The organism is Burkholderia pseudomultivorans, from assembly GCF_001718415.1.
GTDB lineage: Bacteria > Pseudomonadota > Gammaproteobacteria > Burkholderiales > Burkholderiaceae > Burkholderia > Burkholderia pseudomultivorans_A.
Genome location: NZ_CP013378.1, coordinates 1,115,763 through 1,141,207, shown reverse-complemented (window position 1 = coordinate 1,141,207; position 25,445 = coordinate 1,115,763). Strand labels below are relative to the sequence as shown.

21 protein-coding genes are annotated in these 25,445 nt (G+C 66.7%); 13 read left to right on the top strand and 8 right to left on the bottom strand.

All coding sequences use genetic code 11. The annotated features are described in order from the left end of the window. Nucleotides 1-46 precede the first annotated feature (46 nt). From WS57_RS17695 to WS57_RS17680, 4 genes are all read left to right on the top strand, one after another. Nucleotides 47-1,558 carry an aldehyde dehydrogenase family protein gene (locus WS57_RS17695; protein WP_009693365.1) on the top strand — a complete coding sequence of 504 codons (1,512 nt, stop codon included), beginning with the start codon at nucleotides 47-49 and terminating at the stop codon, nucleotides 1,556-1,558. A gap of 54 nt (nucleotides 1,559-1,612) precedes the next feature. Next, nucleotides 1,613-2,305, top strand: a complete 693-nt coding sequence (locus tag WS57_RS17690; protein ID WP_167361734.1) for a helix-turn-helix transcriptional regulator — start codon at nucleotides 1,613-1,615, stop codon at nucleotides 2,303-2,305. Nucleotides 2,306-2,408: 103 nt separating this feature from the next. Then, entirely contained in the window at nucleotides 2,409-3,848 is a 1,440-nt protein-coding gene (locus tag WS57_RS17685) for an APC family permease (RefSeq protein WP_009693367.1), read from the top strand. A 54-nt stretch (nucleotides 3,849-3,902) separates the two neighbouring features. Then, the gene (locus WS57_RS17680; protein WP_059605378.1) at nucleotides 3,903-4,721 is read left to right on the top strand and encodes a molybdenum cofactor biosynthesis F family protein; all 819 of its coding nucleotides are present in this window, start codon (nucleotides 3,903-3,905) and stop codon (nucleotides 4,719-4,721) included. A gap of 70 nt (nucleotides 4,722-4,791) precedes the next feature. Here the strand turns inward: WS57_RS17680 and WS57_RS17675 are convergent, their stop codons facing one another. Next, nucleotides 4,792-5,508 carry a TetR/AcrR family transcriptional regulator gene (locus WS57_RS17675; protein ID WP_167361733.1) on the bottom strand — a complete coding sequence of 239 codons (717 nt, stop codon included), beginning with the start codon at nucleotides 5,506-5,508 and terminating at the stop codon, nucleotides 4,792-4,794. 77 nt (nucleotides 5,509-5,585) lie between these two features. On the opposite strand from WS57_RS17675, the gene WS57_RS17670 reads away from it, so the two are divergent. Beyond that, nucleotides 5,586-6,971 carry a porin gene (locus tag WS57_RS17670; protein WP_230945616.1) on the top strand — a complete coding sequence of 462 codons (1,386 nt, stop codon included), beginning with the start codon at nucleotides 5,586-5,588 and terminating at the stop codon, nucleotides 6,969-6,971. A gap of 64 nt (nucleotides 6,972-7,035) precedes the next feature. Here the strand turns inward: WS57_RS17670 and WS57_RS17665 are convergent, their stop codons facing one another. Both WS57_RS17665 and WS57_RS17660 read right to left on the bottom strand, forming a co-directional pair. Beyond that, a complete protein-coding gene (locus WS57_RS17665) occupies nucleotides 7,036-9,471 on the bottom strand; it encodes a PEP-utilizing enzyme (RefSeq protein ID WP_069245443.1) in 2,436 nt (811 codons plus the stop codon). A 308-nt stretch (nucleotides 9,472-9,779) separates the two neighbouring features. Next, nucleotides 9,780-10,874: an AraC family transcriptional regulator gene (locus WS57_RS17660; protein ID WP_009693374.1), complete on the bottom strand. Its 1,095-nt coding sequence runs from the start codon at nucleotides 10,872-10,874 to the stop codon at nucleotides 9,780-9,782. Between the two features lie 232 nt (nucleotides 10,875-11,106). Here WS57_RS17660 and WS57_RS17655 point away from each other — a divergent pair, with 232 nt between their 5' ends. The 4 genes from WS57_RS17655 (at nucleotide 11,107) to WS57_RS17640 (ending at nucleotide 16,694) form a co-directional block, all read left to right on the top strand. Further along, the gene (locus WS57_RS17655; protein ID WP_038455069.1) at nucleotides 11,107-12,471 is read left to right on the top strand and encodes an APC family permease; all 1,365 of its coding nucleotides are present in this window, start codon (nucleotides 11,107-11,109) and stop codon (nucleotides 12,469-12,471) included. Between the two features lie 49 nt (nucleotides 12,472-12,520). Beyond that, entirely contained in the window at nucleotides 12,521-13,909 is a 1,389-nt protein-coding gene (locus tag WS57_RS17650) for an aspartate aminotransferase family protein (RefSeq protein WP_069244635.1), read from the top strand. Nucleotides 13,910-13,936: 27 nt separating this feature from the next. Beyond that, nucleotides 13,937-15,361: an aldehyde dehydrogenase family protein gene (locus tag WS57_RS17645; protein WP_069244634.1), complete on the top strand. Its 1,425-nt coding sequence runs from the start codon at nucleotides 13,937-13,939 to the stop codon at nucleotides 15,359-15,361. Nucleotides 15,362-15,506: 145 nt separating this feature from the next. After that, nucleotides 15,507-16,694, top strand: a complete 1,188-nt coding sequence (locus WS57_RS17640; protein ID WP_060253975.1) for a beta-propeller fold lactonase family protein — start codon at nucleotides 15,507-15,509, stop codon at nucleotides 16,692-16,694. A 50-nt stretch (nucleotides 16,695-16,744) separates the two neighbouring features. Here the strand turns inward: WS57_RS17640 and WS57_RS38200 are convergent, their stop codons facing one another. Continuing rightward, nucleotides 16,745-16,879 (bottom strand): hypothetical protein, encoded by a 135-nt coding sequence (locus WS57_RS38200; protein ID WP_006405345.1) that lies wholly within the window; start codon nucleotides 16,877-16,879, stop codon nucleotides 16,745-16,747. Between the two features lie 466 nt (nucleotides 16,880-17,345). Between WS57_RS38200 and WS57_RS17630 the strand changes: the two genes are divergently transcribed. Together WS57_RS17630 and WS57_RS17625 are read left to right on the top strand one after the other, a co-directional pair. Then, nucleotides 17,346-17,819 (top strand): hypothetical protein, encoded by a 474-nt coding sequence (locus WS57_RS17630; protein ID WP_069244632.1) that lies wholly within the window; start codon nucleotides 17,346-17,348, stop codon nucleotides 17,817-17,819. Between the two features lie 74 nt (nucleotides 17,820-17,893). Continuing rightward, nucleotides 17,894-18,706, top strand: coding sequence for an alpha/beta fold hydrolase (locus tag WS57_RS17625; protein ID WP_009688578.1), 813 nt, complete (start codon nucleotides 17,894-17,896; stop codon nucleotides 18,704-18,706). Between the two features lie 15 nt (nucleotides 18,707-18,721). Here the strand turns inward: WS57_RS17625 and WS57_RS17620 are convergent, their stop codons facing one another. The 4 genes from WS57_RS17620 to WS57_RS37130 all read right to left on the bottom strand — a co-directional run bounded on the left by WS57_RS17620 (nucleotide 18,722) and on the right by WS57_RS37130 (nucleotide 23,369). Further along, a complete protein-coding gene (locus tag WS57_RS17620) occupies nucleotides 18,722-20,710 on the bottom strand; it encodes a DUF4034 domain-containing protein (RefSeq protein WP_236871944.1) in 1,989 nt (662 codons plus the stop codon). A gap of 14 nt (nucleotides 20,711-20,724) precedes the next feature. Beyond that, entirely contained in the window at nucleotides 20,725-21,504 is a 780-nt protein-coding gene (locus WS57_RS17615; protein ID WP_069244630.1) for a DUF1266 domain-containing protein, read from the bottom strand. Beyond that, complete coding sequence (locus WS57_RS17610) at nucleotides 21,501-22,817, bottom strand: hypothetical protein (RefSeq protein ID WP_059513793.1); 1,317 nt, start codon at nucleotides 22,815-22,817, stop codon at nucleotides 21,501-21,503. The genes WS57_RS17615 and WS57_RS17610 overlap by 4 nt, the downstream gene beginning before the upstream one ends. 354 nt (nucleotides 22,818-23,171) lie before the next feature. Then, nucleotides 23,172-23,369, bottom strand: coding sequence for a hypothetical protein (locus WS57_RS37130; RefSeq protein WP_155648694.1), 198 nt, complete (start codon nucleotides 23,367-23,369; stop codon nucleotides 23,172-23,174). Nucleotides 23,370-23,406: 37 nt separating this feature from the next. On the opposite strand from WS57_RS37130, the gene ampC reads away from it, so the two are divergent. Both ampC and WS57_RS17600 read left to right on the top strand, forming a co-directional pair. Next, on the top strand, nucleotides 23,407-24,576 hold the full coding sequence (gene ampC / locus WS57_RS17605; protein WP_069244629.1) for a class C beta-lactamase: 1,170 nt from the start codon (nucleotides 23,407-23,409) through the stop codon (nucleotides 24,574-24,576). Nucleotides 24,577-24,753: 177 nt separating this feature from the next. Continuing rightward, the gene (locus tag WS57_RS17600; protein ID WP_081337642.1) at nucleotides 24,754-25,416 is read left to right on the top strand and encodes an ankyrin repeat domain-containing protein; all 663 of its coding nucleotides are present in this window, start codon (nucleotides 24,754-24,756) and stop codon (nucleotides 25,414-25,416) included. The last annotated feature ends 29 nt before the right edge of the window (nucleotides 25,417-25,445 follow it).

Below are 25,445 nucleotides of genomic sequence, written 5' to 3'. Positions count from 1 at the left end.
GCACCTTATAAAATAGGTCTATCGACCTATACATGATGGAGTTGCCATGTTGCACGAAACGACGAACGCCCGGCTTGTGGAGCGCCTGGCGCAGGTGAGCGCCTTTCTCGACAGAACCCATGGTGCGTTCATCGACGGGAAATCCGTGACGTCGTGCACCTCGCGCTTTATCGACATCTACAATCCGGCGGACGGGAACGTCGTCAGTCGGACCATCGCCGGTACGGAACACGAAGTGTCATTGGCGGTCGCCAGCGCGCGGCGCGCCTTGGGTGTATGGCGCGACATGCGACCGGCGGACCGCGAGCGCTGCCTGTTCCGGCTTTCCGAACTGATCCAGGCCAACGGCGAAGAACTCGCTCAGCTCGAGACGATCAATCAAGGCAAGTCGATCCAGCATGCCCGGGCGATCGACGTGGCGGGATCGGTCGAATACGTGCGATACATGGCAGGTTGGGCGACGAAGATAGAGGGTTCCACGCTCGATCTTTCCATTCCCGTTCCGCCCGGCTCGCGAAACCTCGGTTTTACGTTGCGCGAGCCCGTCGGCGTCGTGGGCGCGATCGTTCCCTGGAACTTCCCGATGATGATTGCGCTGTGGAAAATCGCGCCGGCGCTCGCCTGTGGCTGCACGATTGTCATCAAGCCGTCGGAAGATACGCCGCTCACGGCGTTGCGCATCGCCGAACTGGCGATCGAGGCGGGCATTCCGCCCGGCGTGGTCAATGTCGTGCCCGGCTATGGTCACGATGCGGGGGCGGCGCTGGTCCGGCACCCCGACGTCAACAAGATCACGTTCACGGGATCGACGGAGACGGGGCGGCGCATTGGTGTTTCAGCGCTGCAGAACATGACCCGTTTCACGCTGGAACTGGGCGGCAAGAATCCGCTCATCGTTCTGTCGGATGTCGATCTCGCGCAGATCATGCCGGGACTCATGGGCGCCTGCTTTCTCAATCAAGGCCAGGTCTGCGCGGCCGCATCGCGTCTGTACGTGCATCGCGCGGCTTACGATCGCGTCGTCGCGGATCTCGAACGCGCAATCGGCAATCTGAAGCTGGGGCCGGGCCTCGATATGTCGGCCGATATTCAGCCGCTCGTCTCGCGTGCGCACGTAGAGAAAGTCGCCGCACTCGTCGAGGCCGCGGGAAAAACCGCGCGGATCGTGACGGGCGGTCGCCGTCCCGATCGCGCGGGCTTTTATTTCGAGCCCACCCTGATCGTCGATGCGGACGCTGAAAATCCGTCCGTGCGCGACGAGATCTTCGGGCCGGTGATCAGCGTCACGCCGATTTCGGACCTCGAAGAGGCGATTGCGCTGTCCAACGCGTCGCGCAACGGGCTGGCGGCCAGTGTCTGGACGAATGACCTGAATTCCGCATTGCGCGGAATCCGGAAGCTGGAGGCGGGTATGGTCTGGGTCAACAGCCACATCCCGGTCGATCCCAACCTGCCGTTCGGCGGGATGAAGCAGTCGGGTGTCGGGCGCGAACACGGGCGTCAGATGATCGAGCAATACACCGAACTCAAGTCGGTGTGCATTCCCGTGCCGCGCTGATGCGAAATGTGCGGCGGGATTCCACGGTATCCCGGATTGTTGCAGGAAATCATCATGATCGCGCCTGAACGCCATTCGACAATCGAACGGTTCATTGGGGAAACCATGAACTGCTTTACTCGCATGACCGGCGCGGAGCGCCTGGCACTCTATATCTGCGACGCCGGCATGACGATCGATTTTTTCGAGCGGCGCGGCTTGCCGGATGCGTTTCATCGCCAGTATCTCGACGACATGTACCGGCTGGACCCATTCGATGAGAATCTCGCCGATCTTCCGGATGTCGATGTCGCGTTGCTTTCCGATCATCTTGCGCACGACGGCGCCGGTGCCGAATACCGGCGATTTCTCGAGTCCTTCCAGATCGCCAATATGGTCGAAATGGTTTTTCGGACCGGCAACGTGCTCGCGGGGATGAGCGTATGTTTGCCGCAAGCATGCGATAGATCGACAACCGAATCGATCTGCAAGGCTGCGCATGCGTTCCATCCATACATTCTGTTCAACCTTTCGGTCCTGTTCAAGGATGGCAAGATCGGCAGCCGCGACGACATCATCGCCCGCTACGGATTGTCGAAGCGCGAGGCGCAGGTCGCGGAACTCATATGCAAAGGATTCAGCAACGGCGATCTTGCACGTGCGCTTCATGTGAGCGTCGCGACAGTCAAGACCCATCTGCTCAACATATTCGCGAAGACGTCCGTTACAAACCGGACGTCGCTGGTCAGTCTGTTGATGAACCAGTAGGCCGCGCATCGTCTGGCGCGCCGAACCCAACAAGAACAAGACCCCGGCTGCAAGTATTTGCCTCACCCGAATCAGAGAAACGCAAGAAAATCAGGAGACAAAGATGACAAGTGATGGGCAGGAAAAAACTTCGCTGAGGAAGAATGCGCTCGGCTGGATCAGCATCGTTTTCCTCGTGATCGCGACCAATGGTCCGCTCACGGCGCTGGTGGGCGGTGCACCGCTGGCGATCGGCCTCGGCAATGGCGCGGGTGCGGCGGGAACCTATGTCGTCATCGGCGTGCTCTATCTGATCTTCAGCGTGGGATTCTGTGCGATGAGCCGTCATATCCGCAACGCCGGGGCGTTTTATGCATATATCGCGCATGGACTCGGCCGACCTTTCGGCATCGGCGGCGCATTCCTGGCCATCCTGGCCTATAACGCGATGCTGATCGCGTGTTACGCGATGATCGGCTTCTTCCTCGGCTACGGCATCCACGCGCATTTCGGCATCGATGTGCCTTGGTGGGTCTGCGCCCTGGGCGCGATGACGGTGGTGTTCTACTTCGGCTACAAGAACATCGAGTTCAGCGGTCGCGTCCTCTTTGCACTGATGCTTGCCGAAGTGCTGATCATTCTGCTTCTCGATGCTTCGATTATCGGCAAGAGCGGGGCTGCGGCGCTTTCGGTCGCCCCGTTCCTGCCGGAGCATGTATTTGCGCACGGCTTCGGGCCGTCTATCGTGTTCGTCGTGGGCAGCTACATGGGCTTCGAGACGACCGCCATCTATGCCGAAGAAGCGCGCGATCCGTCCCGCTCGATTCCGCGTGCGACCTATGCAGCAGTCACGATCATCCTGGTGTTGTACGCCGCATCGGTCTGGCTGGTGACGAACGCCTACGGCATTCCGCAGGCGATTGCCGAAGCAACGAAAAACCCGGGCGATATGTGGTTCGTGATTACCGAGCGTTATCTGGGCAACAGTGCTGCAGACGCCACCAACATCCTGATGATCACGAGCCTGATGGCGGCGCTCATCAGTTTCCACAACACGTCGTCGCGCTACCTGTTTTCGCTCGGGCGCGAGCGTATCGTCTGGGCGCGCTTCGCCGAGCTTCATCCGGTCCAGCAGACACCGCTGTTTGCCGGTGTCGCGCAGATCGTCATCGGCGTCGCGATCATCGCCGCAGCGGGTATCGGCGGCGCCGACGCGATGCTGGTTGTGGTGCCGCTTGCCAGCGTGCCCGCGGCAATCGGCATCGTCGCCGTTCAGGCGATGACGGCACTCGCCGTGATCGGCTTCTTTGTTCGCGATCACCGCGGCATATCCGTGTGGCGCCGCGTGGTCGCGCCGGCACTCAGCGCGCTCGGGCTGTTCGTTTGCCTTTATCACGTGATCCGCAACGTATCGCTGATCACCGGCTCGACTACGTGGCTATCCGAAGCGCTGCCGTGGATCACGCTGGCGGTGGGGGGGCTCGGCGCCATGTTTGCCTGCTGGCTCAAGAATGCACGTCCGCAGCTTTATAGCGGGCTGGGACGCGTGCTTGACGAAGCCTGATCGATTTCGCCCAATCCGCCATTTCGCCAGATGGCCTTTATGTGAGACTGAAAGATGAATTACAGCATCGAAGAAACAGTGATGGAGCAGAAGTACGTACCCGTCGAGGAATGGCCGACGCTCGCCGAAATGGCCGAGGGCTTCGCCGAGCACAAATATCCCGCGACCTCTCTGCTTGCCGGAACGAAAGCCGTGTTCCGCTTCGAGAACGGCTGGCTGATCGAGCATCATTTCGTCGACGAGAAGACGCTCACCTGGACGATTCTCGAGGGCGAGGGAACGGGAATGTCGGCGTCTCATCCCTATGAGGCGATGGAGGTGAGGCCCGGCATCGTCTTCGTCGAGTTCTACAAGGAAGGCTTCGACGAGGCCGTGACGCTCGTCTGGAAACTGGCGAGCGGGAATGTATTCGTTGCGGTGTCGTCTTTTTATGAACGCGACGGTCAAAAGCGGACGAAGACCGATTTCGCCGCGGCAACGGTCGAAGGAAAAGCGGGCAACGAACCGATTACGCAGTCGTCGTCGCTCGTCGGCAAGCGCATCCTGTATCGCTACAGTTCCGATGACTGGTACGAGCATGTGTACCTTGGGCGCGAGCAGATGGCATGGCATTGCGTCAACGGCGCGGAAACCGGTCTGGCCGACGTCGAGCGATGTGCGTACTTCGACGTTGCGCCGGGACTGACGATACTGTTCTGGACCGAAACGATCATGCCGGTCGAATCGGTCGTCGTGGTCGACCTGGAGCGGATGCGCTCGACGGGGCGTTTCTTCTGCTGGGATCCGAAGCCGGACCGGATGGTGCATCTGACGTTCGGCTCGAAGGCCAGTCTATTGAACGAAACCACTTATCCGGGTTCGTTCAACGACTGAACGGGCGTTTTCGATCGCCGCGCGCTTCGATCCTGAATCGCTTCCGATCCGATTCTTCGGAAGGAGGCGTTCAGGAAACCTGCCTGCTGGGCGCGACGTTCGATGGCGCCTTGGCCAGCGACATGACGGCGCGCATGAGCTCGGCTTCTATTCCCCGGAGGTCGCGGACAAACGTCGTGCGTTGAGGGATCAGTATCATGAGCCCCTCGACCTGGCAGGAGATCAGTGCCGCCCTCAACATGCACTCGTGCGCGGTAAGCCCGGGATTGATCTGCGCAATGAATCGGGCAAACACCGCGCGCTGCGCCTTGTAGATACGATCGACGATTTCGCGTGCGAAGTCCTGTGTCTGCGCGAGCGCCCAGATATTGAAAAAGACCGACTGCACGCGCGGCTTCTTGACTTCGGCGACAGAGTTGCGCAGTACTGCTTCCAGACGCTCGACCGGGTCGAGCCGGGTGTCCCGCTCGATTGCTTCGAATTGCTCGAGGTAGGCCGACGTCAGCTGCGTGATCACCGCACCGAGCAGATCCTCGCGCGTCTTGAAGTGAAACTGAAGATTCGACAGGCTGATTCCCGCCGCATTCGCGACCTTGCGCATCGTGAGCTCGCCATAGCCTTCTTCAGAAAGCATGTCCGTCGCCAATGCGAGGATGCGTGCGGTCGTGTCGCGGCCACGACGGGTCGAGACTCGTGCGGAACGTGCTGGTGGTGACGTGTCGCCCGCGCCGCCCTGGCGAGCGGTGACGTCGGAAACCGGCTGTGTATTGGCGGCACTTCGGGGCATTCCTTGCTCCAGGACGCAGGATCGAATCGCCATTTTCGCGCATTTCACCTCGCTCAGATAGAGGCAGGTACGTCTCGGTGGTTTCCCGAACGCCGCGAAGAATCAACCGGACGGCTGATTTTTTCCGCGAGTCGTCGAATAAGAATCGATGTAATCCGTTCGGCCTCGCGTGCGAGGCGTCGCGTGAAAAGTCACGCGGCGACACGAAGCGGAACGACAACGATTTTTCAGGAGACGAAGTGATGGATCGGATGCATCGAAAGCTCGGGTTCGGCGTGATCGGATTAACGCTGATGGGCGTATCGGAAGTGCTGCATGCGCAAAGCAGTGTGACGCTCTATGGTACGGTCGACACCGGCCTGACGTACGTCAGCAACCAGCAAATCGGATCGGCGGCCGGTGACGTTGGCGGTAAAAGCGCGTGGTCCATGACGACGGGCAATCTCGCGCCCACCGCGTTCGGTATCCGTGGCACGGAAGATCTGGGGGGAGGAACCAGTGCCGTCTTCAACCTGCAGAACTATTTCCTCTCGAACAACGGGGGAATGTTCCAGGCGAACAATCTCTTCGATGCGACGGCGATGGTCGGCCTCAGATCCGACAGGTGGGGACAGCTGACGGCAGGCCGGCAATTCGACTCATACACGAATGCGCTGGCGCCGTTTGCCATCAGCAATAACTGGGCAGGGCCCTTGGGGGCGCATTTCGGGGATATCGACAATCTCAACGCGGCTTTCAACCTGAACAACAGCATCCAGTATCAAAGCCCGGCGTTCTACGGTTTCAGCGCAGGCGGTACGTTCAGCTTCGGCAATCAGGCGGGTTCGTTTGCGAAGAATCGTGGATGGGCTTTGGCCGCTACCTGGTCGCACGGGCCGCTGTCGCTGGGCGCGGGCTATTTGTCGTTGCGCAATCCGCTCGAGGCTGCGCTCGGCGGATCGTCCGCATATATCGGCGAATTGAGTTGCGGCCAGAGTCCTGCGAGTTATTGCGCACTTCATGATGCCGACGAACTCAGGACGTTCGGCGTTGGAGGAAGCTACGTGCTGGACAAACTTGCCGTGAGCGCTGCCTTGACCCGCGCGACGCTGGTTGGCAGTCGCTATCTGGTCGCCGTGGGTGGTCCCGTCAGCGACGTGCGATTCGATACGGCGGAACTGAGCGGCCTGTACAACGTGACGCCAGCGCTTCAGATCGGGCTCGGCTACAGCTACACGCGCGCCGATATTCGCACGAAGGACGCGAACACCAACATACACAAGCTTTCGCTGGGCGGAATTTACAGCCTGTCGAAGCGCACGCAGCTTTATGCAATCGGAAACTTCGAGAAAATGTCGGGCGTCGGACTGGGGCTCGATCCGGCGAGCGGCGCCTTCGAGAACTATGCACAGCTGGCTTATCTTGGCAGCGCCAATTCATCGGCTCAGCTCGCAGTCTCCGTCGGGATCAAGCACAACTTTTAGCGTCCTGGTCCACGGGTCGATCGGTCCGTGCGCGCCTGGCCGGTTCCGGGCAGCGCGGCCCCGCCTATTCGACCAACGTCAACTCCCCATCGCAAAGCCGCACCTCGCGCCCGACCCATTCCGCATCGACGCGCGGCAGCACCGCCGACGGCTTGCGCAGTTCGCGCAGCAGCGTCGCGCCGTGCGACAGCCTGCCGCCCATGCGCGCGATCACCGCGCGCGCGGCCTGGTACTGCGCATGCCGGCCCGGGTCGAGCGTGTCTTCGAGCAGGATGTCGCGACCGAGCACGCCCTGCGTCTGGCCCGGATAGATCATGAAGCCCGCGGCTTCCTCGACGCCTTCGCTGCCGTCCTGCCAGAAGCTGCCGCCGCGTTCGCGCGGTTCCGGATGAGGCGCGAACCATGTATCGCGATCGGCGGCCGGCATCGCGTGATGCAGACGGAAGAACACGCGCATCAGGTTGTCGCGGTACCACTCGCGCACCTGCAGATACCAGCCGCGCATGCCGGGCGCGCCCAGTGCATGCAGCAGCCGCACCGGCCACGGCCAGCGCGGAAACGCCTGCAGCGGCAGATCGGCGTGCGCGGGCCGCGCGGTGCCCGGATCGGTTTCCCACGGCAGGCGGTGCGGGCTGTCGTCGAGTTGCCCATAGACGGTCGGCGGGCGGCCCCACAGCGCGCCGCCGCTGCTCGCCAGCGATGCCGCGATGCACAGGTTGCCCTGCACGACGAACACGTAGAAGCGCGTGAACCAGTCGGCCAGCTGCTGGCCGTCGGCGCCGCGCGCGACGAGTTCGGCAAGCTCGCGGTCGTGGCGGCGCAGGCCGCGCTCCAGCGCCGGCAGGCGCGTGCGCGCGACGCGCAGCATGCGCCAGAACACCGGCAGCGAACGCAGCAGCCGCAGCGGGCGCCAGCGCAGCGGCGGCGTCGCGCCGCCGACCTCGCCGCTGTAGTTGCCGGCCGATACGCCCCAGTCCGCGAGGCGTGCGAGGAACAGATCGTTGTTGATGTACGACGCGCCGCCATAGAGCGCGGTGAACGGTTCGTTGTCCTGCAGTACGCGTGCGTCCCAGCGCGCCATGATCGCCGGGATGCTGCCGGCGGCGCGCCGCTGCGCGTACTCGACGAGCCGGCTCGGCTGCGGCGGCAGGATTTCGGCGATGTTCGCCGACGTGAGGTGGCGATGCCAGCCGTAGCTGCTGATCGGGCGGTATTGCAGCAGCCACAGTTGCTGCCCGTCCCACGCCCATTCGACATCGCCCGGCACGTAGTGAAACACGCGCAGCACCTGTTGCAGGAAGTCCCACAGCCGCCGCGCGCTCAGCCCGCGCGTGGTCGGGAACGTGCCGCGCTGCCACGGTTCGCCGAGTCGCGACAGGATCGCGCGCTGCGGGCTCGCATGCCCGTCGGCCAGCGCCTCGAGGTGGCCCTCTACCCATTCGATCTCGACCGCCAGATGGCGGACGAACGCGATGCCGGACAGCACCGGCGTGACGAACCGCTGGACCACGACTTCCTCGAGGCCGCCGTCCAGCAGTTCGGCGACGCGCGTCGGCGCCTGCGACGCCGGTTCGCGCAGGAACGTGGTGTGCAGCCCGGCATTGGCCGCGTCCGCCTGGTCCTCGCCGTGGCTCGACGAGCGGATCGCCCACAGCGCGTCCGGCTGGCTCGCGAGAAAGCCGGGCAGTCGCGGGTCGTCCGCGCGGTTCAGCGACAGCGCGGGCGGCACCGGCAGGCCGGCCATCGCCGCGAGCTTCAGGCGTCCGCCCTTGGTATGCGCGACGAAGCCGGCGTCGCCGGCTTCCAGCCACGCGGCGAATTCGGCCGGCGCATCGATCCACGGAGAGTGTCCCCAGCCGGCCTGCAGCGTAATCGTGAGGTCGGCGCGCGCGAGGATCGCCGACCACGCCGCAGCCTGCCGGATGCCGAGCAGGCGGTCGCGATCGCCCCACACCAGCTCGATGCGATCGGTGACCCATTCCAGCAGGTTCAGCGCGGTATCGGCGCGCACCAGGTCCCAGTGCGGGACGAACGCGCGGCAGCGCGCATAGCCGGCGCCCATCCGGCGGTACTGCGCGCGCGTCCAGGTTCGGTGCGAGAACTTGCGCGCGAACAGCGCCGGATGATGTGACAGCAGCCAGTGAATGGCGTGGCGCAGCGGCCGCGGCGTCATCAGCTTCGGCAGATGACGCTGCCAGAGGAACGCGCCCACTGGCGACAGCAGCACGCTGCGGCTGAAGTGGCCGGGCCGCCGCTGCAATGCGTGCAGGACCAGCAGCGCGTTCACGCCGACCGCGACGATCGCGTGGCCCGCTTCGGTCGCGTCCAGCAGCGCCTGTGCGTACGCGTCCAGGTCTTCGCACGGCGGTTCCGGATGGTCGCCGAAACCGGGCAGCTCCAGCGGCACCGGCCGGTAGTGCCGGAACTGCGGCAGCGCGTCGTCCCACCAGTCGGCCGCGCTGCCGTTGCCGGCGAGGAGGTACAGAATCGGTTTGCTCATCGGTGCGTCGTCGGTCGGTGGCGCGCGGTGCGGCTTCCGCGGTGCAGGGCTGGCCCTGCGCACCGGATCGCTCGTGTCGGTCGTCGATCGCGATCGTCGCGGCGGCGCGCGCTCGATCGATCGCGCAGCAACCCCGGTCGATGTCGTCGCATCGATCTTTTCATCACGCATGCCATGCGTCGAAACGGTTTCGACGGCATCGCATGTCACGCGGAATCGGCACGTGGCCGCGGCCCTGTTGTCGTTGGTTCAGGCGCGCATTCTACGCGAGTTGGCGGCCGCCGGACGCGGTGCGCGCGCGAGTACTTTCACGCATCGTCGTCGCGGCTGTCGCGCGGCGCGCGTCCGGTCCAGCGCCGGTAGGCATGACGAAAACTGCGCGGCTCGCTGTATCCGAGATGCTCGGCGATCGCCGCGACCGTCAGTGCGTCGTCGTCGAGCAGCCGCGCCGCCTCTTCATGGCGCACCGTGTCCAGCAGCGACTGGAACGTGACGCCGTCCTTTTCGAGCCGCCGGCGCAGCGTGCGCTCGGTCATGTGCAGCGCGTCCGCGAGCGACGTCATCGACTTGAAGCGCGACAGGTCGCGTGCCATCAGTTCCTTCGCGCGATCGGCGAACCGCGTCCCGACCGAGGCGGCCCACTGCCGTTCGAGCGCCTCGCACTGGCCATGCAGCGCGTTGAAGCTGACCTCGTTCGCGAGGCGCGGCGTTTCCGTGCCGTTCACGCTGGTGAACACGAGGCTGTTCTCGCCCGCGTTGAACCGGACCTTGCAGCCGAAGTGACGCGCATACTCGGCGCCGTTGCGCGGCGCGCGCCGCGCGAGCAGCAGCTGCGCGGGCCAGGCCGGCTTGCCGACCAGGTCGGACACGATCAACCGCAGGCTCGACAGGCACATGTCGGTCTGGAACACCTCGAGATCGGGCTCGCCGTTGTAGCGGCCGATCGTCACGCTCATCCCGTCCGCGTGCGCGTGCACGCGCACGTCGAAGTACAGGCCCATGAACAGCGGGAACTGGCTCATGCACTTGAGCGCCTGCATCACCGAGCCGCTGATCAGCATCGCGTAGCCGGCGAGGCCGAGCGTCGACACATGCAGCCGGCCGCCGATCGACAGGCCGATCGACGGCACGCCGCTGCACCGCAGCAGATTCCTGAAACAGCGCTGTTCCTGGCCGCGGTTCACGTGCAGGTTCGGCGACGCGACTTCGGCCGCGCCGAGCCCCGTGCCTTCCAGCAGCGCGGCGCTGTCGATGTGCCGCACGCGGCACTCGTCGAGCGCGACCGCGATCGCGTGGACGGTAGCCGGAATGTCTTCCTGGCGTCCGGCCGGACGCGCGAGTCCGAGCGCCGAACGCAGGCTGCGTTCGGCCCGGCTTTGGTTTCGGTGAGACCTGCTGTCCATGGAGAGAAAGGGGCGGCGAAGGAGTCGCGTAAGAACATAGCCGGAATGGCCGTGCAACGCCAGCCGCGCATCGGGCCGCCGGCGATGCGTCCGGAAATATCCCCCGATTACGTCCGCATTTCTCATTCGTCCTCGAATTTTTGGCGCACGACACTTTTTCCGAACCGCGCACCGGGGCCGTTGCCGGGCGCAGCCGAGTCGAAGTCATGGACGCCATTCACGTGAGGACCGCATGAGAGACAGCCGCACCGATCGACGCGCGCCGGACGCCGCGTCTGCTGCACCCGGACAACGCAGCGCCGCACCGTCGCTCGGCCTGTTCACGCTGGTGATCTTCGGCCTGGCCTACATGCTGCCGATGACGGTCTTCACGACCTACGGCCTCGTCACCAGCGAAACGAACGGACACCTGACGACCGCCTATGCGGTCACGCTGGTCGCGATGCTGTTTACCGCGCGCAGCTACGGACACATGACGCGTCTGATGCCGAGCGCCGGGTCGGCGTATACGTTCGCGAGCCGCAACTTCGGCACCTCGGCCGGCTTCATGGTCGGCTGGGCGTTGCTGATGGATTACCTGTTCATTCCGATGATCAGCTATCTCGCGATCGGCATCTACATGAAGCAGCTGTTCCCGGCGGTGCCGTCGAGCGTGTGGATCGTCGGCAGCATCGCGTTCATCACTGCGCTGAACATCGTCGGCATCCGGCTCGTCAATCGCGTGAACCTGATCCTGATCGCCAGCCAGCTCGTCTTCATCGCGGTGTTTCTCGTCGCGTCGGCGCGGCTCGCCGGCGGGCGCGGACTCGAGATGGCGATCGCGCTGCCGGCGTCGGGCGATGCGCGCGCGATCCTGGCCGGCTCGGCGATCCTGTGCCTGTCGTTTCTCGGCTTCGATGCGGTCTCGACGCTGTCCGAGGAAACCCGCGAGCCGCGCCGCACGGTGCCGCGCGCGATCCTGCTCTGCACGCTGTCGAGCGGCGTGCTGTTCATGCTGATCGCGTATGCGGGCCAGGTGGTGTTCCCCGACTGGCGCAGCTTCAAGGATCTCGATTCGGCCAGCCTCGAACTGATGCAGCGGATCGGCGGTCATGCGTTGTCGGCGTTCTTCGTCGCGGTGTACGTGGCCGGCTGCTTCGCGAGCGCGATGGCCGGGCAGGCGAGCGTGACGCGCGTGCTGTTCGCGATGGGACGCGATCAGGTGCTGCCGGAACGCGTGTTCGGGCACCTGCATGCGCGGCTAGGCACGCCGGTGCGCGCGACGCTCGCGGTCGGCGCGGTATCGCTTTCCGCACTGTTCATCACGCTCGATCTCGCGTCGACGATGATCAGCTTCGGCGCGCTCGTCGCGTTCGCGGTCGTGAACCTGTGCGTGATGCGCAGCTATCTCGCGCGGCCCGAGCACCGGCATGTCGCGGGCTGGATCAAGTACGGGCTGATGCCGGCGATCGGCTTCGTGCTCAATGCATGGCTGTGGTCCGGGCTGTCGCGCCAGACCTTTTACGTCGGCATCGCATGGCTCGCGGTCGGACTGTGCCAGCTCGTGTGGCTCACGCGCGGATTCACGCGCCCGGCGCCGACGCTGACGATGAATTGAACGGCCGGTCGTGGCACCGGCATTGAAACCCGCAAGGAGGAACGAGGCAATGAACGTCAATCACGAGGCGGACCTGCAGGCGCTGGGCAAGCGCCATCTGCTGATGCACTTCACGCACGCCGATGCGTATCGCGATCACGCGTTGACCGTGTTCGACCGCGGCGAAGGATGCTGGCTCGTCGATCGCAACGGCAAGCGCTATTTCGATGCGCTGGCCGGGCTGTACTGCGTGCAGGTCGGCTACAGCCACGGCGTGGAGATCGGCGATGCGATCCGCGAGCAGATGGCGCGGCTGCCGTTCGCGACCAACTGGGGCTACGGTCACGAGCCCGCGATCCGTCTCGCGCACCGGCTCGCGACGCTCGCGCCGCACGGCCTGAACCGCGTGTTCTTCACGTCGAGCGGGTCGGAGTCGAACGAATCGGCGATCAAGCTGGTGCGCCAGTACCACCAGGCGCGCGGCGAGCCGCAGCGGCGCAAGTTCATCGCGCGGCGCGTCGCGTATCACGGCACGTCGTTCGGCGCGCTCGCGCTGAACGGGATGACCAACTTCCGCAAGCACTTCGAGCCGCTGATGGCGGGCGTGCGGCATGTCGGCAACACGAAGCGCTACGGCCGCCCGCTCGACGAGACCGAAGCGCAGTTCACGCGCCATCTGCTCGACGAGATCGAGTCGCTGATCATCCAGGAAGGCCCGGACACGGTCGCGGCGATCGTTGTCGAGCCGCTGCAGAACGCGGGCGGCAGCCTGACGCCGCCGGCCGGCTATACGGCAGGGCTACGCGAGATCTGCGACCGGCACGGCGTGCTGCTCGTCGCGGATGAAGTGATCTGCGGGTTCGGCCGGCTCGGCGAATATTTCGGGTCGCGCCGCTACGAGTTGAAACCGGACATCCTGACCTTCGCGAAGGGCATCGCGTCGGGCTATGTGCCGCTCGGCGGCGTGATCGCGAGCGATGCGGTAGTCGACACGGTGCTCGGCGGCCCGCAGCAGATGTTCCTGCACGGCGCAACCTACGGCGGCCATCCGGTCGCCTGCACGGCCGCACTCGCGAACCTCGCGATCATCGAGCGCGAGCGCGTGTTCGACAACGTCCGCGACAACCAGGGCCATTTCCGCACGCTGCTCGACGGCCTGCTCGAATTGCCGTGCGTCGGCGACGTGCGCGGCGACGGCTATCACTATTCGCTGGAACTGGTGACCGACAAGCACGCGCGCCGCTGGTCGGCCGGCATCAGTGCGCAGGCGTTCGTGTCGACCGTGCTCGCGCCGGCGATCTTCGACGCGGGGCTGCTGTGCCGCGCCGGCGTCGACCACGAAGGCACGCCGATCGTGCAGTTCTCGCCGCCGCTCGTGATGTCGCGCGACGAGATCAGCTGGTTCGTCGCGCAGATTCGCGACATCCTCGCCGACGCCTATGCGCGCGCGACGCGCTGAGCGCACCAACCTACCGGGGAGCATTCGATGCGTACGTCACAACAGTCCTATATCGGCGGGCAGTGGTGCGATCCCGTCGACGCGCAGTCGATCGACGTGATCGATCCGGCGACCGGCCGCCCGTATGCGCGGCTCGGAATCGGCGGCGCGGCCGACGTCGATCGCGCAGTCGGCGCGGCGAAGCAGGCATTCGACGCGTACTCGCGCTGGACGGTCGATGCGCGCGTCGCGCTGCTGCGGCGCGTGCTCGACATCTATCAGCGCCGCTACGAGGAGGTCGCGCAGACGATCAGCCAGGAGATGGGTGCGCCGATCGCGTTCGCGCGCGCGATGCAGGCGGCGGTCGGCACCGCGCATCTGGAGCAGACGATCCGCGCGCTGCAGTCGTTCCGGTTCAGCACGCAGGCCGATTCGCTGTTGGTGTCGCACGAACCGATCGGCGTGTGCGCGCTGATCACGCCATGGAACTGGCCGATCAACCAGATCGTCTGCAAGGTCGCGCCTGCGCTCGCCGCCGGCTGCACGATGGTGCTCAAGCCGAGCGAGATCGCGCCGTTCAGCGGCATCCTGTTCGCGGAAATCCTGCACGAGGCGGGCGTGCCGCCCGGCGTGTTCAATCTCGTGCACGGGCTCGGGCATGGGGTCGGCGATGCGCTGTCGCGCCATCCGGACGTCGACATGGTGTCGTTTACCGGTTCGACGCGTGCGGGCATCGAGGTCGCGAAGGCCGCCGCCGATACCGTGAAGCGCGTGCATCAGGAACTGGGCAGCAAGAGCCCGAACCTGATCCTGCCCGACGCGGACATCGAGGACGCGGTCACGCGCGGCGTGCGAAGCTGCTTCAGCAACAGCGGCCAGTCATGCAACGCGCCGACGCGCATGCTCGTGCACGCGGAGCATCTCGCCATCGCGGAGCGGGCCGCGCGCGAGGAGGCGCGGCGCACCGTGGTCGGCGATCCGCGTGCGCCGGATACGACGATCGGGCCGGTCGTCAGCCGCACGCAGTTCGAGCGCATCCAGCACTTCATCCAGCTTGGGGTCGACGAAGGCGCGACGCTGATCGCCGGCGGCCCCGGGCGACCGGAGGGGCTGGGCGATGGCTTCTACGTGCGACCGACCGTGTTTTCCGGCGTCACGCCGGACATGACGATCGCGCGCGAGGAAATCTTCGGGCCGGTGCTGTCGATCATGACCTATCGGTCCGAGGAAGAGGCGATCGCGCTCGCGAACGATTCGGTGTACGGGCTCGCGGCCTACGTGCAGTCGAAGGATCTCGAACGCGCGCGTCGCGTCGCGGCGCGGCTGCGCGTCGGCAACGTCCACATCAACTATCCGCCGTGGAATCCGGCCGCGCCGTTCGGCGGCTACAAGCGCTCGGGCAACGGGCGCGAGTATGCGGAGTTCGGCCTTGCCGAGTATCTGGAAACGAAGGGGACGACCGGCTACGCGTGATGCGCGCGGCGGGCAGCGGTGCGCGCCGCACGCCGCACGCCGCGATCGCACGCTTTCGTGCATCATCATGCGATCGCGCCGGTCCGTCGCGCAGCCGCGGCGGGCGGTCCGGCGCGCCTGCAACCGACCGGAGAACCGACTGCCCATGCAACCGAATCCCTTTCGACTTCGCCGCGCCCGCGTGCTCGTCGCGCTGGCGCTGTCCGCCGCCACCGTGGGCGCGCATGCCGCCGACTGGATCGTGTCCGGCAACGACGGCAAGTACCAGCGCGTCGAAGGGCGCGACACCTATCTGCCGTCGCCGCCCGCCGACACGCTGACGCTGCTCGACGCAAGCACGTTTCCGCCGAAGGTCGTGCGCCAGGTCGACGTCGAGAACGGCATCCAGGGGCCGCCGCAGGCCGTCGCGATCACGCCCGACGCGAAGCTCGCGCTCGTCGGCGCGCCGACGCGCTACGACGAGAACGCGAAGCAGCTCGTCTACGACACGTTCCTGCAGGTCGTGAATCTCGACGCGGCGCCGCCGTCCGTCACGCGCATCGAACTCGGCACGCATCCGCAGGGCATCGCGATCGACCGCGCGGGGCGGCTCGCGCTCGTCGCGAACGTCGACGGCAGCGTGTCGGTGCTGCGCATCGACGGCACGCACGTGACGCTCGACGGCAGCCTGAAGATCGGCAAGAAGCGGCTCGCCGGGATCAGCTTCACGCATGACGGCAAGCATGCGCTTGTCTCGCTGCGCGACGAGCAGGGCGTCGCGGTGCTGAACGTCGACGACGGCAAGGTGACCGACAGCGGCACGCGCCTGAGCACGGGCGTGGCGCCCTATACGATCGACGTGTCGAGCGACAACCGCTGGGCGGTGGTCAGCAACGTCGGGCTGGCCGGCCTGCCGGGCTACACGGGCACGCTCGCGGGCGATGCCGATTCGGTCGCGCTGATCGACGTGTCGCGCGTGCCGTTCCGCACGGTGCAGTACCTCAGCGTGCCGTCGCTGCCGGAAGGCGTCGCGATTTCGCCGGACGGCAAGTGGATCGCCGTGCAGGCGATGGACGGCTCGAACCTGACGCCCGACAATCCGGGCCGCCACAAGCTCGGCAAGGTGCTGCTGTTCGCGATTCGCGACGGTCGCGCGGTGCAGACGGGCGAGGCGACCGGTGGCGAGGCCGCGCAAGGGATCGTGTTTACGGCCGACAGCCGTTACGTGATCGTGCAGTTCAACGTCGAACGGCAGCTCGCGTTGTACGCGGTCGACGGCGGCAAGCTGCGCGATACGGGCAAGCGCATCGCGCTGACGGGTGGGCCGTCGTCGTTGCGCACGCTGCCGCGCTGAGGCAGCGGCGGGGGATCGGAGGCGGTGCGCGACGGCGTCGCGCGCCCGGTCTACGGACGCAGCAGGTCGAACCCGCCGAACACGACCACGCCGCTGAGCGCGATCATCGCGACCGAGTGCTGGCCGAAGTAGAGAATCGCGGCCGCCAGCCACGTCGTGATGCAGAAGGCGCCGATGCGGGCCATCGTGGGTTCCTCGAAAAACGGATGAAGTGAATGCGGATTGCCGTCCGTGCCGCGCGCGTCGGATCGCATGCGGCGGGTGCTGCGCGGGAACGGGCGGAAAGTCGCCTGCGAGGCCGCGGCTGCAGCCACGGCGCGGCGCCGGCGGCAGGTGTCGCATGCCGCCCGACGCAGGCGGTCGCGCGGGTGTCGAAGCCACCGGGCGCATGGATTGCCCGGCAACTGTCGACGCGCGGACCGGGCCGGCGAAGCGGCGATTTTACCAGCGTCGCCGGCGTGTTCATCTGGCCCTTGGGGCCGGAAATTCGCATCGACCGACGGTGTTCGACGGCGGCCCGCCGCAGCCGCGTCAAAGCGAGGGCACGCCGCAGGCGATTCAAGTTTCGTGTGACGAATGCCGTAAACCGGTTGCAAGGTAGGCGCGGCTCGACCGCGAACGCGACTCGCTCATTCATGACGGACCGACACGATGCAGATCGATCTTTCCACCGCCATCCGCTCCCCGCTGACGACCAGCGACGCGCCCGCCGGCACGCCCGGCGCTGCTTCGGCCGCGACCACGCCGCCTGCCGCATCGTCGTCCGGCGGTGCAACGGGGACGTCGGGCGGTTCCGGCACGACGCCGCCCGGCGCGGCGGGCCAGGCGGCCGGCGCATCGGGCGCATCCGCCGCATCGGCTTCGTCGTCCGAGGATCCGGCGGTCAAGCAGTTGAAGCAGCTGATCGAACGACTGCAGAAGCAGCTCGCGCAGGTGCAGCAGCAGATGGCGCGCGCCGCGCAGCGCGCGAAGGACGACCCGGCCGCCGCGGTCGAACAGCAGTCGCTGGGTGCGCAGGCCAACGCGCTGTCCGCCGCGCTGTCGACGGCGATCGCGCAGCTCGCCCAGGTGCTGCAACAGTCGGGCGGTTCGTCGTCCGGCGGGCTCGTGTCGACGCAGGCCTGACATAACCGGGTCGCGGCCCGCGACCCACAGGCCTACAATCGGAAGCTCGTCTCTCCTGAAAGGACGGCACCACGATGCAAGCGGAATTCGCCGACGACGCGCTCGCGTACTTCGATGCACACGGCGCCCCGCCACTGCCGGCGGCCGATGTCGAAGGATGGGTGGAGCACGATGGAGCACGCCTGTGGCATGCGTCGTTCGGCGACGGGCCGCCGGTCGTGCTGCTGCATGGCGGCCTCGGCCATGCGGGCAACTGGGGTCATCAGGTACCGGCGCTGCGCGCGGCCGGCTATCGCGTGATCCTGATCGACAGCCGCGGGCACGGCCGCAGCACGCGCGACGAGCGGCCCTATTCGTACGAACGCATGGCGTCGGACGTGCTCGCGGTGATGGACGCGCTGAACGTGCCGCGCGCGCGTTTCGTCGGCTGGAGCGACGGCGCATGCATCGCGCTGGTGCTGGCTGCCCGCGCGCCGGCGCGCGCGGCCGGCGTATTCTTCTTCGCGTGCAACATGGATCCGGGCGGCACCCGCGAGATGGTGCCGAGCCCGCTGATCGATCGCTGCTTCGCGCGACACCGCAAGGACTACGCGCGCCTGTCGGCGACGCCGGCGCAGTTCGACGCGTTCGTCGCGGCCGTCAGCGAAATGATGCGCACGCAACCGGATTACAGCGCGAGCGATCTCGCCGCGATCGGCGTACCGGTTGCGATCGTGCAGGGCGAGCACGACGAGTTCATCCGGCCCGAGCATGCCGCATACCTGGCTCGCACGATCCCCGGCGCGACGCTGACGATCCTGCCCGGCGTGAGCCACTTCGCGCCGCTGCAGCGCCCGGCCCGCTTCAACGCGACGCTGCTCGCGTTTCTCGCGCGACTGCCGGACTGACGTCCGCGCGCGGCGTCACACCATCGCGTTGTCGGTGCCGGGAATCTCGTGCGCCTTGATCTGCTTGCGGTACAGCTTGTACTGCAGCTTGCCGAGCATCCCGTCCTCGTGGGTGTCGCGCGTGACGTTGAGCACGTATTCGTCGTCGGGCGCGATCGCCTGCGCGCCCATGATCCAGCGCACGCTTTCGCGGTAGTTGTAGAGCGACTTGTCGCGGTTGTCCGCCAGCAGCGACGACAGCGCGGCCATCGCCGTCGGGTTGCCGCTTTCCGCGTGCCGGCGCACTTCGTCGACATAGCGGTGGCGCGACGGGATGTCGTCGAGGTCGCCGATGAACATCAGCATGCACTCGAGGCCCTCGCTGTGCTTCATCTCGTGCGCCTTGCGCGCCGCCTCGACCGCTTCGGCCTGCATCCGCGTGCGCTCGGCCGGATCCCTGCTTTCCCGTCCGATCGCGTAATACGTATATCCGAGCTTGTAGGCGGCCGCGTTGCCGCCGTCTTCCATCCCCTCGCGGAAATAGTGCGCGGCGCGGTACAGGTCGCGCTCGACGTGCATGCCGTCGTAGTAGAAGCAGCCGAGCAGGAACTCGCATGAGTTGCCGCCGGCCTCGTAGCCGAGCTGGCAGATCGCGAACGCATCGGCGGGGCGGCGGTGCTCGTCGCGCATCGCGTCCGCGAGCTGGTTCCACGCGAGCGAGCCCGGCTCGTGCTGACGCGCGGCTTCGAGCCACGCATCGCCGCGCGCATCGTCGCGTGCGAAGCCGAAGCTGCCGGTGCGATGCGCGTAGCCGCGCAGGATCAGCGCCGCCATGCACGCGCGGGCGTCCGACGCGCGCTCGATCGCGCCGGTCAGCCAGGTGCCGTGCGGATCGAGATCGAGCGCCAGCCGCACGCCCATCGCCATCGCGTGGTTGTTGTCGATCGGGTGATGGCTTTCGGCCTGCTGGAGCCGCGCGTAGGCCTTGTCGTACTCGCTGCGCATGAAGTGGCTGTGCGCCATCCAGTGCAGCGTCTCCCAGCGGTGATACGGATGCAGCGCGGCCTGGGCGCGCGCGAGCGTCGCAGCCATCGCGGTTCGCGCATCGTCTTCGTCGGTGGTCGAGTCGAGCGTGTTGCCGCTGTAGTCGTCGCGCCAGATTTCGTGACGCAGCCGGTCCTTCTCGACCGCATCGAGATGCGCGCACGCATCGGAATCGACGAACGCGCGGATATGGTCGTGCGAGCCGCCCCAGCGCGGCAGCATGTACCAGATGAAGGTGCGCATCGTGAAGTACTGGCGCGGGTGCACGTGCAGCGTCGCTTCCATCCAGTACCACTTGCCGCGCCGCAGTTTCCTGCCCGCCACCGGGCCGGGCAGCGCTTGCGGAAACTCGGCCGGGCACGCGACCGGCTCGTCCGGGTTCAGCCCCGAGCGCGCGAGCATGCCGGGCAGCGCGGCGCGCGTGGCCGCGTCGTCGGTATCGACGTCCAGCCGCAGCTCGGTCACCGGCCAGCGTCGTTGCTGAATCAACTGCGTCAGCCATGCCGGTTCGTCGAACGACGCGACGCTCGTGAAGATCACCATCGGCGCGCTCCACATCGTCGGCGCAAGCAGCAATGCACGCAGCGCGGCGACGTGGGTCAGCACCGCGCATGCATGCGCGCAGATCCAGCCGGCCTCGGTGACGGTCTGCGCCCAGCCGCTGCCGCGATACTCGTATGCCCAGTGGTGCCAGTAATGCGCTTCGCAGAGCCACGCATGTGCGGAGCGCGGGTTCGCGGCCTGCCACGCGCGCAGCCGCGCGAGACCTTCGGCGCCGGCCGTCATGCACGGGTACAGATCGGCGGGCAGCGCGTCGACGTAGCGCGCCTCGGCCGTGCGATCGTCGAGGCTGGCCGCCAGCGCGGCGTCGAGCTGCGTGTCGAGCGCGGCGTAGTCGCCCGCGCGCAGCAGTGCATCGACGTCGCAGATATGCCATTTCGACGGGGCGGGCGGAATCAGGTCGGCGGAGACGGAGGACATGTCGGTATCGGCGGTCATGACGAAACGGGTTGGGGATCGAAGATGCGGTAGCGGTTCCACGGCAGCGACAGCCAGTTGCCGGAGGCGTTGCGCAGGTATTCGCGCACTTCCAGCGTCGCGCGCGACGATGCGGGGCCGTCCTGGCCGCTGCCGCGCAGCCAGTGCTGGCGTGCGCGCGCATACGCGAGGCCGAAGTCTTCCCAGCTGTCGAAGCTGTCCTGTGCGCGCTGCGCGTTGAGCAGCAACACGAGCCATGCCTGCGGCTCGGGCACCCAGCCGAGCAGCGCGACGCAGCGCACGAGGAACGCGGTGCGCGCGCAGTCGAACGCCAGCGCGTCGCGCACGCGGCCCTTGGCGGCGAGTTGTTCGTAGAAGCCTTCATGCGAGCGGCCGACGCCGCGTATCCAGCCCTTGAGCGCAGACTGCACGTGCGCGGCGACCTGCGCGTCGGACAGCTCGGCCGGCAGGTCCAGTTCGCGCCGCACCTGACGCGCGAGCTGCTCGCGCTGCGCATCGGGCAGCGGATAGACGAGATCGTCGCAATCGCAGCGCAGGCCGTTGCGGATCAGCAGGATGTCGGCCAGCGCGAGCGACCAGCGGCGGCGGTTCGGCGGCGCCTGTTCGGCGCGCGTGCGCGCGAGCGACACGGCGACGGTTTGACGGACCGGCACTGCGCTGTCGGCGCCCGCGGCCTGGTCGGCGTCGACTTCGCGCACCAGCCGCGCGGCGATTCGCAGCGAGCGCCATACGTACCACACGAGCCACAGGACGGCCGCGCCGAGCAGCAGCTTCATGACGGCCTCCCGTCCACGGCGGCAGGGCCTGCCGTCGCGAGCGCCGCGCACAGCGCGGGATCGACAGGAATCCCTTCGATTTCGAAGCATGCGGCCGGCGTCGCGCCGGGCTGCGGTCCCGCGGGCAGCGCATCGGGCGGCAACGCGTGCCGCGCAGCCGCCGCGACTGCCGGATCGATCTGCCGGAGCTGGCCGAGCGCATGCGGTGCATTGCGCAGCAGCAGCCATTGCAGGACGGCCGGCGGCTGCTCGAAATGCTCGATCAGATGAAAGTTCTCGCTCATCACGCTCAGCAGATAGTCGGGCGAGCGCACCTCGGTGATGAAGGTCCATTCGCCGGCGGTTGCGTCCGGCGCGTCGGGCTCGAACACGAGACCCATGCCCTCGCAGTCGGGATGTCGCTCGCCGCGCGGCGCGAGCGCGCGCAGGAACAGGCGGACGTCTTCGGTATAGCGGCGCACCGGATGGCGATTCTGCTTGCCCTTGATCTGGTCGATGCGCAGTGCGTCGCCGTGCGTCGACAGGCTGATCGTCACGTGCGGCTGGTTGCCCGCGCCGCGCAGCGTGAACAGCCGCAACCGGCCGTCCTGCACGGCCTGTACGTACTGTTCGCCGTAGCCGCCGCGCAGCCGCCGGCGATCCGCGAACTGGCCGAGGCAGTGCTGCATGCAGTACGACTCGTAGGCCATTTCCTCGCGCAGCGCCGGGTGATCGCCGGCGAATTCGAACACGATGCCGTTCGGCGTGCGCAGCACCTCGCGCAGCGCGAGGCCGCTGCTCGGCACCCAGCCCTTGTCGCGCCGCGCCTGCATGCGCTGGTGCTCGCGCGTCCACAGCTCGAACGCCATCGCGCAGGTGATGCGCTGCAGCTTCTGCGCGTCGCGCGTACCGATGCGCGCGTGCAGGAACTCGACCAGCACGCGTTCGCGCTCGAGCAGCAGCATGTGCTCGGGATCGATGAAATAGAGCGGCATCGGTTCGGTCGCGACCGGCGCAGCCACCGCGCTGGCGGCGAGGTCGGCGCCCGGCGCGACGGCGGCGTGCTGCGCGGCGCGCGCGCGAAACCGGCGCACGAGCCAGTCGGGCGCCGCGCGGTCGGCACCGGCCAGTGCGCGATAGTCGTCCAGCGAGTGCAGCGGCTGCGCCTGTTCGAACGCGCCGATCACCCAGCGGAAGAAATGATTGCCGAGCCAGGCGAGGATCTCGGCCGGATCGCCGCGCTCGGCGCTGCGGCGCGCGATGGCGGCCTTGATGTCGGGTGCATTGACGACATCGCGCGGCCGATAGGCGGACGCGGCCACGGTTTCGGTCACGGGGAACGGTCTCCGGTCAGGACGAGGCAATCGACGCGGTGCGAGCGGAACCCTGGACGGGCCAGGGGCTCGCAGGCGACGACACATGCGATGCGCGGCGGCATGAGATGCAGGTCGGGCGATTCGCGAAAATCACGCGACCGGGCGACCGCTCGTCAAACTGGAACGGATGGGCGAATCGGGATTCATGGTTTCTCTCAGTATGGATTTTATTTTTTGGGTTTCGCGAGTCTACTGCGATCCATGCGGGCGAATCAATCGCGCGGCGTGGCGGCGCGCGCGTTTCTGACAGGATTTATCGGTCCTTTACTGTCTTGAATGCATCGGCATTGAATTGGCGGCATTGTCGAGCTGTTAAAACCGACAGGTATTTCCGATAAACGGAGATTGGATCGGGTTGGGAGGGGCGGTGTGCGCCGACACTTCGATCCATAAGTTTTTCTTTCGGCCGGCGAAAAATATCGTCGATTGTTCGCGTGCGGCCGACAGCGGATAGTCCTGCTTCGGCAGAGTGCGCGCTTTCCCATGTGCGATGCGCATGCCGTCGTTCATTCAAACCACGTCAACCCTCATCGAAGGAACAGGAAACATGCGATTCAACGTCACCCGCTTCGTCGCGACGCTGCTCGTCGCCGGCTGCGCTGCCGCGACGGCCGGCCGGGCGGCTGCCTTCACGCCGGACGACGTCCGGCAGGCCGTGGACCGGACCGTTGCGCCGCTGATGAAGCAGTACGAGATACCTGGCATGGCGATCGGCGTGATCGCCGACGGTCGGCCCCATGTATTCGATTACGGCGTGATGTCGACGCAGACCGGCCAGCCCGTCGCCGCCGATACGCTGTTCGAAATCGGCTCGGTCAGCAAGACGCTGACCGCGACGCTCGCAGCCGATGCGCAGGAGCGCGGCGAACTGTCGTTGACGGATCCGGTGAGCCGCTATGTGCCGGCGTTGCGGCGCCGGCCGTTCGGTCGCGTGACGCTGGTCGAGCTCGGCACGCACACGGCCGGCGGCCTGCCGTTGCAGGTGCCGGACACGATCCGCGACGAGGCCGGGCTGATGCGGTATCTCGATGCGTGGCAACCGGCGTACGCGCCGGGCACGCGCCGCACGTATTCGAACGTGAGCGTCGGCATGCTCGGCTGGATCACCGCGAAGGCGGCGGGCGGCGATTTTTCGACGCTGATGACGCAGCGGCTGTTCGCGCCGCTCGGCATGACGCATACGTACGTCGACCTGCCCGATGCGCGGATGGCCGACTATGCGCAGGGCTACGCGAAGGACGGCAAGCCGGTGCGGATGACGGGCGGCGCGCTGTGGCGCGAGGCATACGGCGTCAGGACCACCGCCGCCGATCTGCTGCGCTTCGTGCAGGCGAACCTGGGGCGGGCCGATACGCCGCCGCAACTGCGGCGCGCGATCGAGCGCACGCACGCGGGCTACGTGCGCGCGGCGCCGCTGACGCAGGACCTGATCTGGGAACAGTATCCGTATCCGGTCGCGCTGCCGACGCTGCTCGAAGGCAACGGCATGAAGATGATCGTCGACGCGACGCCGGCGAGCGAACTGAAGCCGCCGCAGCCGCCGCGACAGGATGTCTGGATCAACAAGACAGGATCGACCAACGGTTTCAGCACGTACGTCGCCTTCATTCCGGCGAAGCGGGTCGGCATCGTGATGCTCGCAAACCGCAGCTTCCCGAACGATGCGCGCGTCGAGGCCGCTTACCGGATCCTCGCGTCGCTCGTCGACGGGCGCTGACGTTTCCGTCGTCGGGCGGGTCAAAGGATGCGGCCGGCCCGCTCCGCGAAGGGCCGAGGCCCGTATCGCTCGTTGTGTTCTGCCTGACGAAATACCGGCATCGCATGTCCTGCCGTTTATGATGGGTGCACCATGCGGCGGCACGATCGTCGGCCGCCGCTCGACACGGAGACTCGATTGACCATCGTATGGGACGGAATCATCGGCGCCGACGCGTTCGGCGACGCGCTTGCCGACACCCGACACGCGCTGGCGGACGCCGGCCGCAACGGCGACTGGGCGACGGTGCTGGAGATCGTCGCGCGTCAGGCGTCGCTCGTCAACGCGACGCGTCCCGGCGGGACATCGCTGTATGCGCCGCTGCATCAGGCTGCATACGGCGGTGCGCCGCCGGACGTCGTCGCCGGGCTGCTGCGCGCCGGCGCGTGGCGCATGCTGCGCAATGCGCAGCGCGAGCGCCCGGTCGATATCGCGCTGACGCGCGGCCACCGGTCGCTCGTCGAATGGCTGACGCCGCAGCCGGTGCGGTTCGTGCCGGACGATACGCTGGCGAACATCCAGCGCCATTTCCACCAGATGATCGTCGGCCGCATCGCACACCTGCGCGTCGATGCGCTGCGCTTGCCCGAACTGGAGCCGCTGCTCGAACTCGACGCGCAGGCGGGCCCGGTATGGTTCGCGGTGCCGGGCATGTACGGCGGGTTTCGTTACGCGCTTCGTGCGGAAGGCGAGGCGGCGATGCTCGTCTCCACGAGCTGGTGTCGCGTCGTGGCAGGCTCGGGCCAGCGCCACGAGATCACGGCCGACGGCTGCACGCTGGTCGACGAGGGATTCGTGTGACGGGAAAAAGACCTCGGGCGGCAGCGCGC

Coding starts and splice junctions, on each gene's coding strand:
- WS57_RS37130 (WP_155648694.1), bottom strand. CDS start 23,369: ATGAACGACGGCATGCGCATCGCACATGGGAAAGCGCGCACTCTGCCG.
- ampC (WP_069244629.1), top strand. CDS start 23,407: ATGCGATTCAACGTCACCCGCTTCGTCGCGACGCTGCTCGTCGCCGGC.
- WS57_RS17680 (WP_059605378.1), top strand. CDS start 3,903: ATGAATTACAGCATCGAAGAAACAGTGATGGAGCAGAAGTACGTACCC.
- WS57_RS17640 (WP_060253975.1), top strand. CDS start 15,507: ATGCAACCGAATCCCTTTCGACTTCGCCGCGCCCGCGTGCTCGTCGCG.
- WS57_RS17685 (WP_009693367.1), top strand. CDS start 2,409: ATGACAAGTGATGGGCAGGAAAAAACTTCGCTGAGGAAGAATGCGCTC.
- WS57_RS17675 (WP_167361733.1), bottom strand. CDS start 5,508: ATGCCCCGAAGTGCCGCCAATACACAGCCGGTTTCCGACGTCACCGCT.
- WS57_RS17650 (WP_069244635.1), top strand. CDS start 12,521: ATGAACGTCAATCACGAGGCGGACCTGCAGGCGCTGGGCAAGCGCCAT.
- WS57_RS17690 (WP_167361734.1), top strand. CDS start 1,613: ATGATCGCGCCTGAACGCCATTCGACAATCGAACGGTTCATTGGGGAA.
- WS57_RS17615 (WP_069244630.1), bottom strand. CDS start 21,504: ATGAAGCTGCTGCTCGGCGCGGCCGTCCTGTGGCTCGTGTGGTACGTA.
- WS57_RS17665 (WP_069245443.1), bottom strand. CDS start 9,471: ATGAGCAAACCGATTCTGTACCTCCTCGCCGGCAACGGCAGCGCGGCC.
- WS57_RS38200 (WP_006405345.1), bottom strand. CDS start 16,879: ATGGCCCGCATCGGCGCCTTCTGCATCACGACGTGGCTGGCGGCCGCG.
- WS57_RS17645 (WP_069244634.1), top strand. CDS start 13,937: ATGCGTACGTCACAACAGTCCTATATCGGCGGGCAGTGGTGCGATCCC.
- WS57_RS17625 (WP_009688578.1), top strand. CDS start 17,894: ATGCAAGCGGAATTCGCCGACGACGCGCTCGCGTACTTCGATGCACAC.
- WS57_RS17695 (WP_009693365.1), top strand. CDS start 47: ATGTTGCACGAAACGACGAACGCCCGGCTTGTGGAGCGCCTGGCGCAG.
- WS57_RS17620 (WP_236871944.1), bottom strand. CDS start 20,710: ATGTCCTCCGTCTCCGCCGACCTGATTCCGCCCGCCCCGTCGAAATGG.
- WS57_RS17655 (WP_038455069.1), top strand. CDS start 11,107: ATGAGAGACAGCCGCACCGATCGACGCGCGCCGGACGCCGCGTCTGCT.
- WS57_RS17660 (WP_009693374.1), bottom strand. CDS start 10,874: ATGGACAGCAGGTCTCACCGAAACCAAAGCCGGGCCGAACGCAGCCTG.
- WS57_RS17630 (WP_069244632.1), top strand. CDS start 17,346: ATGCAGATCGATCTTTCCACCGCCATCCGCTCCCCGCTGACGACCAGC.